Genomic DNA, 13,389 nt, shown 5'->3' with positions numbered 1-13,389 from the left:
GGCTACGGCTACGGAAGGCGACCGGACGCGGCGGCGGGCCGGACCCCCGAAGGGATCCGGCCCGCCACCCACCTACGACAAGCGGTTCAGCCGCGAAGGGCCTGGACCGCGGCCTCGAGCCGCTTGCCGAAGTCACCGTCCGCCTGGCGGAAGTTGTTGATCGCGCGCTCCGCGATGTCCTCGCGCGAGACACCCGCGATGTTGCCCGCGAGGTTCTCGATCAGGCGCGCCTTCTCGTCCTCCGACATCAGCCGGTAGAGGTCACCGGCCTGCACGAAGTCGTTGTCCTCGGCGTGCGAGGGCGTCTCGTGGTTGCCGGTGCCGCCCGCGACCGCGGTGGTCGCCCAGAGCGGCCGGTCCGTCTGGAACGGGCCGCCGAAGGAGTTGGGCTCGTAGTTCTTCGCGCCCTTGTGACGGCCGTCGTACAGGGAGCCGTCACGGGAGTTCGTACGCGCCTCGGTGGCGTGCGGACGGTTCACCGGGAGGTGGTCGGCGTTGATGCCGACGCGGTAGCGGTGCGCGTCGCCGTACGCGAAGAGGCGGCCCTGGAGCATCTTGTCGGGCGAGGGGCCGATGCCCGGCACGAAGTGCGCGGGCGAGAAGATCGCCTGCTCCACCTCGGCGAAGATGTTCTCCGGGTTGCGGTTGAGCTCCAGCTTGCCGATCTCGATCGGCGGGTAGTCCGCGTGCGGCCACACCTTGGTGAGGTCGAACGGGTTGAAGCGGTACTTCGCCGCGTCGGCCGCCGGCATGATCTGCACCTGCACGGACCAGCTCGGGAACTCACCGCGCTCGATGGCCTCGCGCAGGTCGCGCTGGTGCGAGTCGGGGTCCTGGCCCGCGAGCACCTCGGCTTCGGCCGCGGTGAGGTTCTTGATGCCCTGGTCGGTCTTGAAGTGGTACTTGACCCAGAAGACCTCGCCCGCCTCGTTGTTCCACTGGAACGTGTGCGAGCCGAAGCCGTCCATGTGGCGGTAGGACGCCGGGATACCGCGGTCACCGAAGAGCCAGGTCACCTGGTGGGTGGACTCGGGGCTCAGGCCCCAGAAGTCCCACACGTTGTCGGCTTCCTGCGAGCCCGTGTACGGGTCGCGCTTCTGGGTGTGGATGAAGTCGGGGAACTTGATGGCGTCCCGGATGAAGAAGACCGGGGTGTTGTTGCCGACGAGGTCGTAGTTGCCCTCCTCGGTGTAGAACTTCAGCGAGAAGCCGCGCGGGTCACGCACCGCGTCGGCCGCGCCGAGGTTGCCCGCCACCGTGGAGAACCGCAGGAACGTCTCCGTCTCCTTGCCGACCTCGGAGAGGAACTTGGCGCGCGTCCACTGCGAGACGTCCCGGGTGAGCGTGAAGGTGCCGTACGCCCCGGCGCCGCGCGCGTGCACGATGCGCTCCGGGATCCGCTCGCGGTTGAAGTGGGCGAGCTTCTCCAGCAGCAGCTGGTCCTGGATGAGCATCGGCCCGCCGACGCCCGCGGTCTCGCTGTTCTGGTTGTCGGCGACCGGCGCTCCGGCCTCCGTGGTGAGCGGTCCCTGCGTCACGTGCGCCTCCTGCGTCATTACCTGCGAATCCTGTCCCTTGGCGGATGCCGGTTCCGATCCTACAATGGACATTGTCTAAGTCAAGTAAACGTCCAAAGTCACACCCGTTCGGGACTTAGGTCCCTTGCCTGTTAGGCTGGCCCTCATGAGTGACCTACTGGAACGACTGCGCGGACGCGGCTGGCGCATGACCGCCCAACGACGCGTCGTGGCCGAGGTGCTCGACGGGGACCACGTCCATCTCACGGCGGACGAAGTGCACGCCCGCGCCGTCGACAAGCTGCCCGAGATCTCCCGGGCGACCGTCTACAACACGCTGGGCGAGCTGGTGACCCTCGGCGAGGTCCTCGAAGTCTCTACGGACCGCCGCGCCAAGCGGTACGACCCGAACGCACACCGTCCGCACCAGCACCTGGTCTGCGCCCGCTGCGGCGCGATCCGCGACGTCCACCCCACGGGCAACCCCCTGGCCAGCCTCCCCGACTCCGAACGCTTCGGCTTCACGGTCGAGGGCGCGGAGGTCACGTACAAGGGCATCTGCCCCAACTGCGCGTAGCCGCAGGCCGCTTCATACGCACACCCCGAGGGGCCCGGCACCGAATGGTGCCGGGCCCCTTGGCGCACGTGTGGCCCGACAGCCACAGAACGGCCACGCCCCGCGGGGAACAACGAATCCCAGCCAAGGCGCCCCCTTCCAGAAACTGACGGTGCGTCATATTCTCGGCGACGCCAAGCCCCATCCGTCTGCCCTCCGCAAGGAGACCCCGTGGGAGACCCGCACCCCAAACTCCAAGCCCACGCAGTGACCCGCACCTTCGGCCGAAGCGACAAAGCAGTCCACGCCCTGGGCCCCCTGGACCTCACGATCGCCCCAGGCGAGTTCACCTGCATCGTCGGCCCCTCAGGATGCGGAAAATCGACCCTGCTCCGGATAGCGGGAGGCCTCCTCCGCCCCAGCTCCGGCGAGCTGGCCATCCGCACCGCCTCGCAGAGACCCGCCGCGATGATCTTCCAGGACTACGGCATCTACGACTGGAAGACCGTCCAGGCCAACGTCCGCTTCGGCCTGGACATCCAGAAGGTCCCCCGCCGCGAGGCGAACGCCCGCGCCACCGACTGGCTCACCCGCATGGGCCTCGCCGACTTCGCCGACGCCTACCCCGCCGCCCTCTCCGGCGGCATGCGCCAGCGCGTGGCGATCGCCCGCGCCCTCGCCGTGGAACCCGAGATCCTGCTGATGGACGAGCCCTTCGCCGCCCTGGACGCCCAGCTCCGCACGATCCTCCAGGACGAACTCCTCGCCCTCACCCAGACCACCCGCACCACCACCCTCTTCATCACCCACAGCCTGGAAGAGGCGATCGTCCTCGGCGACCGCGTCCTGGTGATGTCCGCCCGCCCCGGCCGCATCATCGCCGAGCGCCGCCCGCCCTTCCCCCGCCCGCGCACCGGCGAGGTCCGCGCGGCCCCCGAATTCACCGCGCTCAAGAGCGAGTTGTGGGACCTGCTGCGCGGCGAGGTCGGCACCGAGGCGGCGGCATGAGCACCGTCACGAGCAAGACCACCCCCGGCGAACCCGGGGAGGGCCTCCTGGTCAGAAGGCCGGGCCCCCGCGAACTGCATCCCACCCGCACCCATCGCAGACGCCGCGTCCTCGAACTGTCGCTCGCCGTCGGCGTCCCCGCGGCGCTGATCCTGCTGTGGCAGCTCGCCGCCGTCCAGGGCTGGATCGACGACCGCGTCTACCCCGCGCCGCAGACCATCATCGAGGACGGCTGGGGCCGCGCGGCCGACGGCGAACTGTGGCCGGACGTCTGGGCGACGCTCAAGCGCGTACTCGCCGGATACGCGATCGGCACCGTGGCCGGGTACGCCCTCGGCCTTCTGATGGGCTCACTCTCCCTTGTACGTGCGGCACTTGAGCCCACCCTCGACGCGCTCTACGTCGTGCCGAAGCTGGCGCTGCTGCCCGTCTTCCTGAACATGTTCGGCCTCGGCGAGGGCCCGCAGGTCGCCCTGGTCGCCGCGACCGTCTTCTTCTTCGTCTGGATCTCCACGATGGCGGCGGTGCTCGCCGTGCCGTCGGGACACCGCGACGCGGGCCAGGTCTTCGGCGCCTCGCCGTGCCAGATGTTCCGCCACGTCCTGCTGCCCGCCTCGCTCCCCGCCGTGCTGGTCGGCGCGCGGATCGCCGCCGGGGTCGCGGTCCTCGTGATCGTCGCCTCGGAGCAGATCGCGGCGGCGGACGGCCTCGGCCATCTCATCTTCGACTCACGGGCGCTCTTCCAGAACGACGTGATGTTCGTCGGCATCGTCTGCGTCGCCGTGCTCGGCGTCGTCTTCTCCGAACTGGTCCGTATCGCGGGCCGGTTGCTCACCCCCTGGGCCCCACGCGACCGGGGCCGGAGCCAGTCATGACCCCACCTTCCGTACGGGACACGCCTTGCGTACGGAACACCGCAGACCTGTGTCCGGAGGCACCATGCGCACCCGCACCACCGCACTGACACTGCTCGCGACGGGCGCGCTGCTCGCCGCGACGGGCTGCGCGAAGGAGGACGACGCGGCCCCCTCCACGCCCGCCGCACCCCGCGAGGTCACCTCGGTGTCCGGCTGCGGCAAGGGCAGTTGGACCGACCCCGCAGACCTGGACCCCGACCGCGCGCCGGCCCGCTGCGCGCCGAACACGCCTGCGCCCAAGCCACTGGCCAAGGAGCGCAGCCTGACCATCGCGACCGGCACCCTGAGCGCCGAGTACGTGGCCCCGCTCCAAATGGCCGTACGCAAGGGCGAGTTCAAGAAGGAGGGCCTGAAGGTCCAGCTGAAGGTGCTGCCCACCCCCGACGCCCTGCCGCTGCTCGCCAAGGGCGACATCGACGCCCAGTGGGCGGCCCCCGAGGCCGCCGTGATGAACGGCGTCAACAGCGGCTTCGACATCAAGTGGACGGCGGGCAACTTCTCCCCCGCCGCCGCCTCCAAGAGCGGCCTGTGGGTGAAGCTCAAGAAGAACGAGACGGCGGCCCACGTCCCGATGGCCGGCCGCAAGCTCGGCACGATGATCGGCAAGGGCTCCGTCATCGCGTACCCCATGAACAAAGCCCTGAAGAAGCACGGCGGCGGCCTCGACGAGATCCAGTTCCAGCAGCTCGGCTCCGCGGACGTCCTCACCGCGCTCCAGAACGGCGGCACCGACTCGGCCTGGCTGCTCGACCCGGTGTGGCGCAAGGTCGACGGCGACAAGCAGTACGCGTTCCTGGGCGGCCAGCCGCGCGGCGAGCCCCTCGGCGGCCTGCTCTTCGGCCCGAACCTGCTGACCAAGGACCCGGACGCGGGCGTCGCCCTGCTGCGCGCGTACATCAGGACGGTCAACACGTACTTCGCGGGCGACTACAAGAAGGATCCGGCCTTCGTCGGCGAGCTGGCGAAACTCCTGAAGACCGACGAGGCGGTCCTGAAGTCGACCCCCTCGCTGCGCATGGACTGGGAGATCCGGGCGGGCACCACCGACCGCCTCCAGGACGCGTACCGCGCGGCGGGTGTCTCGGAGGGCGACAAGATCCCCGAGTCCAGGACGGTGAACCGCAAGCTGTACGCGGAAGCGGTGGGCCACAAATGAAGCGTCACGGATGACGGGCCACAGATGACGGGCCGGAAATAAATCGAGGGCCGGAAACCAAATGGCTTCCGGCCCTCGACCGTCAGTAGCGGGGACAGGATTTGAACCTGCGACCTCTGGGTTATGAGCCCAGCGAGCTACCGAGCTGCTCCACCCCGCGTCGGTGAACACAACTCTACGTCAGGGCTACGACCAGCGCAAATCCCTTCCGCGCCGCCGCCCCAGGTCACGCCGTCAGCTCCTGGTGGAGCGCTTCCTTGAGCCGGGCGGCCCGCTCGGCCACCTCCGCGGGCCCCAGCTCGACCGCCCGCGAAGCCCACCGCTGCCCCTGCGCCAGCTGCCCGCGCCGGGCGTACAGGAGAGCGAGCCGGAGCGCCGCCCTGCCGTGCCCCGCGTCGGCCGCCCGCGTCCACCAGAGCGCGGCCTCCGGCTCGCTGCCCTCCCTGGCGAGCAGCAGCCCGAGGTTGAACGCGCCGTTGCGGCTGCCGGCCTCGGCGGCGAGCCGGTACCAGCGCGCCGCCTGGACCACGTCACCACGGCCCGCGGCCAGCATGCCGACCCGGACCTGGGCACGCCGGTGCCCGAGCTCCGCGGCCCGCTCGTACCACTCCTCGCACTCGGTCTTCTCCGCGGCGGGCTCGCCGAGGACCGGCGGCCCCGCGGACGGGCTCCGGGAGTCGAGCACGGTGCCGAGCCGGTAGGCCGCCTCCGCGCTGCCGCCGCCCGCCGCGCACCGCAGGTGCCGCTCGGCTTCCTGCTCGTCGCCCTCGCGCAGCCGCGCCGTGCCCACCTGGAGCGCGGCGTCGGTGTGCCCGGCCGCCGCCGCGCGCTCGTACCAGCGCAGGGCGGCCGCCTCGTCGTTCCGGCTCGCGTAGAGGATCCCGAGGTTGAAGGCGGCATCCACGCTGCCCGCTTCGGCCGCCTTGGAGAACCACGGCTCCGCGCCCGCCGCGTCCCCGCCCTGCAACAGCAGCACGGCGAGCGCGTTGGCGGCCTCGCGGTGCCCGGCGTAGGCGGCACGGCGGTACCACTGGTCGGCCTGCGCGGTGCGCCCCTGCTCGGCGCAGAGCAGCCCGAGGTTGTACGCGCCGTTCACGTCGCCCGCGTCCATCGCGGCGCGGTACCACCGCTCGGCGGTCTGCGTCTCGCCCCGCTCCGCGTGCAGCGCGCCGAGCGCGTTCGCCGCGTTCCCGTCGCCGTCCTGGGCGGCTTTCAGCCACCACACGGCGGCGCTCTCCTCGTCGCCCGCGTCCCGCAGCAGGAACCCGAGCGCGCAGGCGGCCCTGGACTCGCCGTCCTTGGCGGAGTTCAGGTACCAGCGCCCGGCCTCCTTGAGGTCACCGCGCTGCTCCAGGATCGCGCCCAGGTGCAGAGCGGCACGCCGGTGCCCGCGCGCGGCCGCCTGGCGGTACCACTGCTCGGCCTCGTCGGCGGGCGTGGGCGCGCCGTCCCTGGCCCGCCCGCCCCGCTCGGCGCCCTCCGCGTCGGCGCGCCGGTCGAGCGCCCGCGCGAGACGGTAGGCGGCCTCGCGGTGCCCGCGCTCGGCAGCGGTGCGCATCCAGCGCTCCGCCCCGACGTCACCCCGGTGCTCCAGGAGATCGGCGAGGGCGTACGCCCCCAGGGTGTGGCCCTGCTCGGCGGACTGCCGCAGCCAGTACTCGGCGGCGGGCTCGTCGCCGCGCTCGCGGTGGTGCCGTCCGAGCGCGTGCGCCGCCGCCGCGGACCCCGCGACCGCGGCGACCCGCCACCAGCCGGCCGCCTCGTCGGCGTATCCGCGCTGGTGGAGAAGGACACCCAGATTGTTCGCCGCGGCGCGGTCGCCCTCGGCGGTCGCCGCCCGCAGCAGAGATTCGGCCCCGTCGAGATCACCGCGGCGCAGCAGCAGACTTCCCAGGACGCTCATCGCGTCGACGTCCCCGGCCTCGGCGGCCAGCCGATGGCGCATCTCCTCGGCGGCCGCCCCGGGATCCTCCCGGTCGGCCGGCTGCACAAACCGCCCTGTCTCCAACAGAGTTGCCTTGTCCCCCATAACGTCCATCGTCGCACCACCTGCAACCTGGGTACACCTGGTATACCGCAGCCAGTGAGGTCACTTCAGCGTTTTGTCGACATGCCCACAGAGAGATAAGTGAAACACAGATCCCCCAACTCTCCCCCGACAGAGCACCGTTCGCGTTTCTTGGCATAGGACACCCGCACACGTGGGGCACCATCACACACGACGAAGGCCCGGATCCGTAAGGATCCGGGCCTTCACCTTGCAGTAGCGGGGACAGGATTTGAACCTGCGACCTCTGGGTTATGAGCCCAGCGAGCTACCGAGCTGCTCCACCCCGCGCCGTTGTGTTCAAACCGTACCACGGCGCGAGGTGGTGCCTTGACCGCCCGGTCAGTCGCCCTTGTCGGCGTTCTTGTCAGCGTTCTTGTCGGCGTTCTTGTCCGCCGCCTGACCGCCGCTCTTGCCGCCCTTGTCGCTCTTGTCGGCGGCCTTGGCCGAGGCCTCCTCGGCCCGCTCCAGCGCCTCCTGGAGGCGGTCCTGGGCCTCGCCGTACGCCTTCCAGTCGTTGTCCTTCATGGCGCTCTCGCCGTCCTCGAACGCCTTCTGGGCGTCGTCGAGGGCGTCCTGGACCGTCGGGTCGTTCGTCTTCGGCGGCTTGGTGGTGCCACCGTCGTCAGCCGGTGGCTTGGTGCCTCCGTCCGCCCCGAAGACCTGGTCGAGGCCCTCCTTCAGGGAGTCCGCGAAGGCCGTCTCCGTGCCGTACGACACGGCCACCTTCTTCAGCAGCGGATACGCCGACTTGCGTCCCTGTACGTAGACGGGCTCGACGTACAGGAAGCCGTCGTCCAGTGGCACGGTCAGCAGATTGCCGTAGAGGACGTCGGAGTCGGCGCCCTTCATGTCCCGGACGAAGTTGCCGACCTCCGTCATGGAGTTCAGCTTGTTCTGCACCTGTTCCGGGCCGTCGACGTCACCCCTGACTCTCAGCAGCTGCATCTTGCCGTAGTTGTCGCTTCTGGCATCGGCGTCGACCGTCATGAAGGCCCGTAGGTTGGGCCGCTCACTCGGGGTGAACGTCGTCGTCAGCGAGAACTGCTGCGAGCTCTGTCCCGGCGACTTCATGGACAAGTAGTACGGCGGAACCGCGCTGTCGTCCTTCTTCGTCGGGTCGTTCGGCACCTGCCAGGCGTCACTCGCGTTGTAGAACTGGCCGGCGTCCGTGACGTGGTACTTCGTCAGCAGCTCGCGCTGGACCTTGAACATGTCCTGCGGGTAGCGCAGGTGGTCCATCAGCGACGGAGGGATGTCGCCCTTGTCCTTGACGGTGCCCGGGAACGCCTTCTTCCAGGTCTTCAGGACCGGGTCCTTGTCGTCCCAGGTGTAGAGCGTGACCTCACCGGTGTACGCGTCGACGGTCGCCTTCACCGAGTTGCGGATGTAGTTGACCTGGTTCTGCTGGGCGATCACCGTGCGCTGGCTGTCGGCCTGCGACAGCGAGTCCGCGGTGGAGTCGCCGAGCGTGGTGCGCGACGCGTACGGATAGCCGTTGCTCGTCGTGTAGGCGTCCACCACCCACTGGATGCGGCCGCCGACGACCGTCGGATAGACGTCGCCGTCGATCGTCAGCCACGGGGCGACCGCCTCGACGCGCTCCTTGGGCGTGCGGTTGTACAGGATCCGCGAGCCCTCGCCGATCGCTCCGGAGTAGAGGATCTGCGGCTCTCCGAAGGACACCGCGTACGCGGCGCGGTTGATCGGGTTGGAGAGGTTGACCCCGCTCTTGCCCTTGTAGCTGTAGGTCTTCTGACCGCCGCCGTCCTCTTCGTAGTCGAGCTCCTTCTGGGGCCCGCCGACGATCGAGTACTGCGTGGTCTTCTCGCCGTAGTAGATCCGCTGCTCGTACTCACCGAGGTTGCCGGTGGTGGGCAGGCCGGACTCGGTGAACGCCGGGGCGCCCTTGGAGCCGGGCTTCGTCTCCGTGCCCTTGGCGGCGACCATGCCGTAGCCGTGGGTGTAGGCGAAGTGGTCGTTGATCCAGTTCCGCTTGTCGAGCTTGTTCACGTTCAGCTCGCGCAGGCCGACGATGGTGTCCTGGCCGTTGTAGCGGTCCACGTCCAGCGTCTTGGGGAACTGGTAGTAGCTGCGCTCCTGCTCCAGCTGCTGGAACGTCGGCGAGACGATGTTCGGGTCGTTCAGCCGGTAGTTGGCCGCCGTGTCCGCGTTCTCACGCTTCTTCTTGGCGTCCTGGTCGACCTTGCCCGCGCCCTTGTAGTCCTCGGGCTTCACCCCGCTGATGCCGTAGGCGTTGCGGGTCGCCTCGATGTTCTTCTCGATGTACGGCGCTTCCTTGGCCTGCTCGTTCGGCTGGACCTGGAACTTCTGGACGATCGCGGGGTAGAGCCCGCCGATGAGGATCGCCGAGAGCACCATCAGACCGAAGCCGATGACCGGCAGCTGCCAGGTGCGCCGCCACAGCGTCGCGAAGAAGAGGATCGCGCAGATGACGGCGATGCAGAACAGGATCGTTTTCGCCGGCAGGTAGGCGTTCGCGTCGACGTACTTCAGGCCCGTCCAGTTGTCCGTCGCCTTGAAGTCACTGGACTTCACCGCCAGGCCGTACCGGTCGAGCCAGTACGCGATGGCCTTGAGCGTGACGAAGACGCCGAGCAGCACCGAGAGGTGCCCCGTGGCCGCCGCGGTCGCGCGCGCGCCGGGACTGGTGATCCGCAGCCCGCCGTACAGGTAGTGCGTCAGGGCGGCGGCGACCAGGGAGAGCACCGCGGCCGCGAAGCCGAAGCCCAGCAGGAAGCGGTACCAGGGCAGGTCGAACGCGAAGAACGACACGTCCATGTGGAACTGGGGGTCCTTCTGGCCGAAGGGCACCCCGTTGATCCAGAGCAGCCAGGTGCGCCACTGCCCCGCGGCCGAAGCGCCCGCGATCAGACCCACCAGGGCGGTGATCCCGATCAGCAGCCACTTCTTGTACGGGGCGATGCCCATGCGGTACCGGTCGAGGCTCTGCTGCTCCATCGACATGGCACTCAGCGGCGGGCGCAGGCGGTGCGCCAGCCAGATGTTCACTCCGACAGCGGCCGCCATGAGCAGGCCGAAGACGAAGAAGAGACCGATCTTGGTCCACAGGGTCGTGGTGAAGACCGATGAGTAGTGGACCGAGCGGTACCACAGCCAGTCCGTCCAGAACCCCGCGAACATGACGAAGGCCATGGCCAGTACGGCCAGGACGCCCAGTGTCATGAGCAGGGTCCGGACCCGCCGGGATGGTCGGCCCACTCTGATCCGTGGCCCCGTCGGGCCTCCGCCGCGGTCCGGCATCTGGAAAGCCAAGGTGCGCACCTCGAAGTTCGCTGTTGATTCGCTGTTGGTCCGTCAGGCCCCCGAGATCGCGGACCCACACCTATGCAACTTACCTACGCTTTACTCGGTTCCCGTTTCCCGGGACTAACGAGGCAGGATTGTGACTATGTCCAACACTCCCATGGCAGCGAGTCCCCTCACCCGGGCCGTACTCGAGATCGACGAGTACGCATCCGGCCTCGGCTGGGACCGGCCCGCACGCCTCTTCGCGCTCGTCGACACGGCGCGACTGCGCACCCAAGAACCCGGCCTCGCCTCCCAGCTCGGCCTCGACGACGGCGTGGAGCACGCCGGATTCACCCCCATCGAGCAGGAGGAGATCCCCGCGGAGAAGCCGCTGGACGAGTTCCTCGGCACCATCGCCTGGCCGGACGCGGTGGCCGGCTGCGCCCTCACGGTGGAGCGGCTGATGCTGCCGCCGTCCGCCGAGACGTCCGTCCCCGAGGGTCTGAGCGAGGCCCAGCTCGCCAAGTGGGTGGCCGAGCACCCGGACCGCCAGGAGGTCCGCATGACCGTCGCGGTGCTCCGTGACGGCGCCCGTGAGTCGGCGCTGCGGCTGCGCGCGAAGGACTCGCCGACCGAGGTGCTCACCGGTTCGGACCTGGTGCCCGGTCTGGCGGACGCGCTGGCCTCGACCTTCGCGTAACGGCCCCCTGTACGTCCCGTACGCGGGTGGGGCTCCCCCGCCCGCGTACGTCCGCCCGCTTCCTGCCCCGCCGCTACTTGGCGGTGCACTTCGGCAGGTCGGCGGTGTGCCCCTTGCGGAGGTCCTTCAGGGACTTCACCGCGTCGTCGATGGTGTCCACCTTGATCAGGGTGAGCCCGTCGGGGACGTCCTTCGCGGCCGTCGCGCAGTTGTCCTTCGGCGTGAGGAAGTACTCGGCGCCCTTCGCGCGCGCGCCGACCGTCTTCATCTCGATGCCGCCGATCGGCCCGACCTTGCCGTTGTCCTCGATGGTGCCGGTGCCCGCCACGAACTTGCCGCCGGTCAGATCGTCCGGGGTCAGCTTGTCGACGATGCCGAGGGCGAACATCAGGCCCGCGCTGGGCCCGCCGACGTCGGCCAGCTTGATGTCGATGGTGAACGGGAAGGTGTGGTCGGTCCCGGCCTCGATGCCGACGACCGCACGGCCGTCCGACGCCTTGTCCGTGGTCATCTTCACGTCCTCGGTCCTGGTCGGCTCCTTGCCCGCCTTCTCGGCGGCCGCCGCCTCCTTGACCGGGACCACGGTGAAGACGACGTCCTGGCCCGCCTTGTGCTTGGTGACGAGTTTGGCGACGTCCGTCCACTCCCGCACGGGTGTGCCGTCGACCTTCCGGATGACGTCGCCCGCGTGCAGCTTGCCCTCCGCGGGGCTGTCCTTGAACACGGTCGAGGCGATGACCTGCGACTTCACCGGGATGTCCAGCTCCTTGAGTGCCGCCACCTTGGCGCTCTCCTGGGACTGGCTGAACTCCTCGGCGTTCTCCTGGGAGGACTGCTGCTCGGTCTTGCCGTCCGGGTAGAGCGTGTCGTGCGGCACCACGATGTTGTCGTGGGCCAGCCAGCCGTACACGGCCTCGGCGAGGTTCATCTTGTAGTCGGCGCTGGTGACCCTGACCGTCGTCATGTTCAGGTTGCCGGTCGTGGGATAGGTCTTGTGCCCGGAGATCTGCAGCACCGGCTCGCCGTCGTGGTCGCCGAGGGTGTTCACCGTGGGCCCCGGGGACATCTCCGAGTAGGGCACCTTGATGAGCACTCCGGCGCAGAGCAGCGCGATCAGCATCAGGGTGGACGCGAGCATCGTCGTGGTGCGGCGTGGCATGGAACGACAGTACGGGACAGGCCTGTCAGTGCACCCCTGGGGCCGGTCCGTACGGGGAATTCACAGGTTGGCGCGGTGCTGACCCGGGCGGTCGGCCTCAGCCGCCGGCCTCAGGTGCCGGAGTGCGACTTCTCCATGGCGTCGTGCGCGAGGGGCTGCTCGGCCGCCTCGCGCGCGTGCGGCTTCTCCGCCGTCTCGTACGCGTAGGACTTCTCCATGGCCTGCCGGAACGCCGCGTAGCCGTTGAGCTCGGAGACGTCGCCCGTCCGGCCCGACTTGCGGTTGCGGGCGGCCCAGCTGCCCCACAGCCCCGCGCCGACCGCGGCGAGCACCGGAATCAGCAACCAGGCGAGTGATGCCACGTCGACCTCCTGACCCCATGAGCGACCACAACTGACAGATCAGCAGATTAACCATCCGCAGGATCAACGCTCACGGCAGGGGTCCGGTTACGCAACCGGAGCCACCTGTGTCATTCGCGCCCCGGCAGCCTCAACAAGCGCCCACCCATTCCTCCTTGCCGTCCGAGAACCGCTGGTGCTTCCAGATCGGCACCTCGTGCTTGAGGTCGTCGATCAGCTTGCGGCAGGCGGCGAAGGCCTCGGCGCGGTGCGGGCACGAGACGGCCACGACCACCGCGAGGTCGCCCACCGCCAGGTCACCGACGCGGTGCACGGCGGCGAGCGCGCGCACCGGATATTCGGCGACGACCTTCTCGGCCACCCGGCGCATCTCGGCCTCGGCGGTGGGGTGCGTCGAGTAGCCGAGCTCGTCGACGTCGGCGCCGCCGTCGTGGTTGCGGACCGTGCCCACGAAGAGCGCCGTGCCGCCCGCGGCGTCGTCGCCGACGGCCCGGAAGACCTCGTCCAGGGAGAGCGGCGTCTCGCGGATCTCCAGGAGGCGGATCGGGTCCTGGGCGGCCTGCTCGCCGGGGTGGTCCATCGTGGTGCGTGCCATGCCGCCATGGTGCCGCACTCCGCGGCCGACGCGGAATAGACCTTTCGACCGGCACGCGCGCGTCACGCCTTGGAGCTCTCTACAGGGCGCTCCCGTTCG

General features: G+C 69.6%; 11 protein-coding genes and 2 tRNA genes. 5 read left to right on the top strand and 8 right to left on the bottom strand.

Annotated elements, in window-relative coordinates; genetic code table 11:
- Window positions 1–86: 86 nt before the first annotated feature.
- Window positions 87–1,556 carry a catalase gene (locus tag ACIO9J_RS08115; protein WP_401994372.1) on the bottom strand — a complete coding sequence of 490 codons (1,470 nt, stop codon included), beginning with the start codon at window positions 1,554–1,556 and terminating at the stop codon, window positions 87–89.
- A gap of 127 nt (window positions 1,557–1,683) precedes the next feature.
- Between ACIO9J_RS08115 and ACIO9J_RS08110 the strand changes: the two genes are divergently transcribed.
- The 4 genes from ACIO9J_RS08110 (at window position 1,684) to ACIO9J_RS08095 (ending at window position 5,154) form a co-directional block, all read left to right on the top strand.
- A complete protein-coding gene (locus tag ACIO9J_RS08110; RefSeq protein ID WP_401994369.1) occupies window positions 1,684–2,094 on the top strand; it encodes a Fur family transcriptional regulator in 411 nt (136 codons plus the stop codon).
- Window positions 2,095–2,304: 210 nt separating this feature from the next.
- The gene (locus ACIO9J_RS08105; protein WP_401994366.1) at window positions 2,305–3,081 is read left to right on the top strand and encodes an ABC transporter ATP-binding protein; all 777 of its coding nucleotides are present in this window, start codon (window positions 2,305–2,307) and stop codon (window positions 3,079–3,081) included.
- The gene (locus ACIO9J_RS08100) at window positions 3,078–3,956 is read left to right on the top strand and encodes an ABC transporter permease (protein WP_401994363.1); all 879 of its coding nucleotides are present in this window, start codon (window positions 3,078–3,080) and stop codon (window positions 3,954–3,956) included. Before ACIO9J_RS08105 ends, ACIO9J_RS08100 begins: the two co-directional genes overlap by 4 nt.
- Window positions 3,957–4,020: 64 nt before the next feature.
- Window positions 4,021–5,154, top strand: a complete 1,134-nt coding sequence (locus ACIO9J_RS08095; protein ID WP_401994361.1) for an ABC transporter substrate-binding protein — start codon at window positions 4,021–4,023, stop codon at window positions 5,152–5,154.
- A gap of 86 nt (window positions 5,155–5,240) precedes the next feature.
- Here ACIO9J_RS08095 and ACIO9J_RS08090 read toward each other — a convergent pair.
- The 4 genes from ACIO9J_RS08090 to ACIO9J_RS08075 form a co-directional block, all read right to left on the bottom strand.
- Window positions 5,241–5,314 (bottom strand) — tRNA-Met (locus ACIO9J_RS08090).
- 66 nt (window positions 5,315–5,380) lie between these two features.
- Window positions 5,381–7,192: a sel1 repeat family protein gene (locus tag ACIO9J_RS08085; RefSeq protein ID WP_401994358.1), complete on the bottom strand. Its 1,812-nt coding sequence runs from the start codon at window positions 7,190–7,192 to the stop codon at window positions 5,381–5,383.
- A gap of 226 nt (window positions 7,193–7,418) precedes the next feature.
- Window positions 7,419–7,492 (bottom strand) — tRNA-Met (locus tag ACIO9J_RS08080).
- A gap of 51 nt (window positions 7,493–7,543) precedes the next feature.
- Window positions 7,544–10,486 (bottom strand): UPF0182 family protein, encoded by a 2,943-nt coding sequence (locus tag ACIO9J_RS08075; RefSeq protein WP_401995900.1) that lies wholly within the window; start codon window positions 10,484–10,486, stop codon window positions 7,544–7,546.
- 148 nt (window positions 10,487–10,634) lie between these two features.
- Here ACIO9J_RS08075 and ACIO9J_RS08070 point away from each other — a divergent pair, with 148 nt between their 5' ends.
- On the top strand, window positions 10,635–11,174 hold the full coding sequence (locus ACIO9J_RS08070; protein ID WP_401994355.1) for a PPA1309 family protein: 540 nt from the start codon (window positions 10,635–10,637) through the stop codon (window positions 11,172–11,174).
- 73 nt (window positions 11,175–11,247) lie between these two features.
- On the opposite strand, the gene ACIO9J_RS08065 is transcribed toward ACIO9J_RS08070, so the two are convergent.
- From ACIO9J_RS08065 to ACIO9J_RS08055, 3 genes are all read right to left on the bottom strand, one after another.
- The gene (locus ACIO9J_RS08065) at window positions 11,248–12,333 is read right to left on the bottom strand and encodes a PDZ domain-containing protein (protein ID WP_401994352.1); all 1,086 of its coding nucleotides are present in this window, start codon (window positions 12,331–12,333) and stop codon (window positions 11,248–11,250) included.
- A gap of 110 nt (window positions 12,334–12,443) precedes the next feature.
- Window positions 12,444–12,695, bottom strand: a complete 252-nt coding sequence (locus tag ACIO9J_RS08060; protein WP_401994349.1) for a hypothetical protein — start codon at window positions 12,693–12,695, stop codon at window positions 12,444–12,446.
- Window positions 12,696–12,825: 130 nt separating this feature from the next.
- Complete coding sequence (locus ACIO9J_RS08055; protein WP_401994346.1) at window positions 12,826–13,290, bottom strand: molybdenum cofactor biosynthesis protein MoaE; 465 nt, start codon at window positions 13,288–13,290, stop codon at window positions 12,826–12,828.
- Window positions 13,291–13,389 lie beyond the last annotated feature (99 nt).

The organism is Streptomyces sp. NPDC087300 (assembly GCF_044744425.1).
Lineage (GTDB): Bacteria > Actinomycetota > Actinomycetes > Streptomycetales > Streptomycetaceae > Streptomyces.
This window is presented reverse-complemented; position numbering and strand designations above follow the sequence as displayed.

Excerpts from the sequence above, each read along its gene's own strand:
- ACIO9J_RS08065 (WP_401994352.1), bottom strand. The coding sequence starts at position 12,333 with ATGCCACGCCGCACCACGACGATGCTCGCGTCCACCCTGATGCTGATC.
- ACIO9J_RS08115 (WP_401994372.1), bottom strand. The coding sequence starts at position 1,556 with ATGACGCAGGAGGCGCACGTGACGCAGGGACCGCTCACCACGGAGGCC.
- ACIO9J_RS08095 (WP_401994361.1), top strand. The coding sequence starts at position 4,021 with ATGCGCACCCGCACCACCGCACTGACACTGCTCGCGACGGGCGCGCTG.
- ACIO9J_RS08070 (WP_401994355.1), top strand. The coding sequence starts at position 10,635 with ATGTCCAACACTCCCATGGCAGCGAGTCCCCTCACCCGGGCCGTACTC.
- ACIO9J_RS08110 (WP_401994369.1), top strand. The coding sequence starts at position 1,684 with ATGAGTGACCTACTGGAACGACTGCGCGGACGCGGCTGGCGCATGACC.
- ACIO9J_RS08100 (WP_401994363.1), top strand. The coding sequence starts at position 3,078 with ATGAGCACCGTCACGAGCAAGACCACCCCCGGCGAACCCGGGGAGGGC.
- ACIO9J_RS08055 (WP_401994346.1), bottom strand. The coding sequence starts at position 13,290 with ATGGCACGCACCACGATGGACCACCCCGGCGAGCAGGCCGCCCAGGAC.
- ACIO9J_RS08075 (WP_401995900.1), bottom strand. The coding sequence starts at position 10,486 with ATGCCGGACCGCGGCGGAGGCCCGACGGGGCCACGGATCAGAGTGGGC.
- ACIO9J_RS08085 (WP_401994358.1), bottom strand. The coding sequence starts at position 7,192 with ATGGACGTTATGGGGGACAAGGCAACTCTGTTGGAGACAGGGCGGTTT.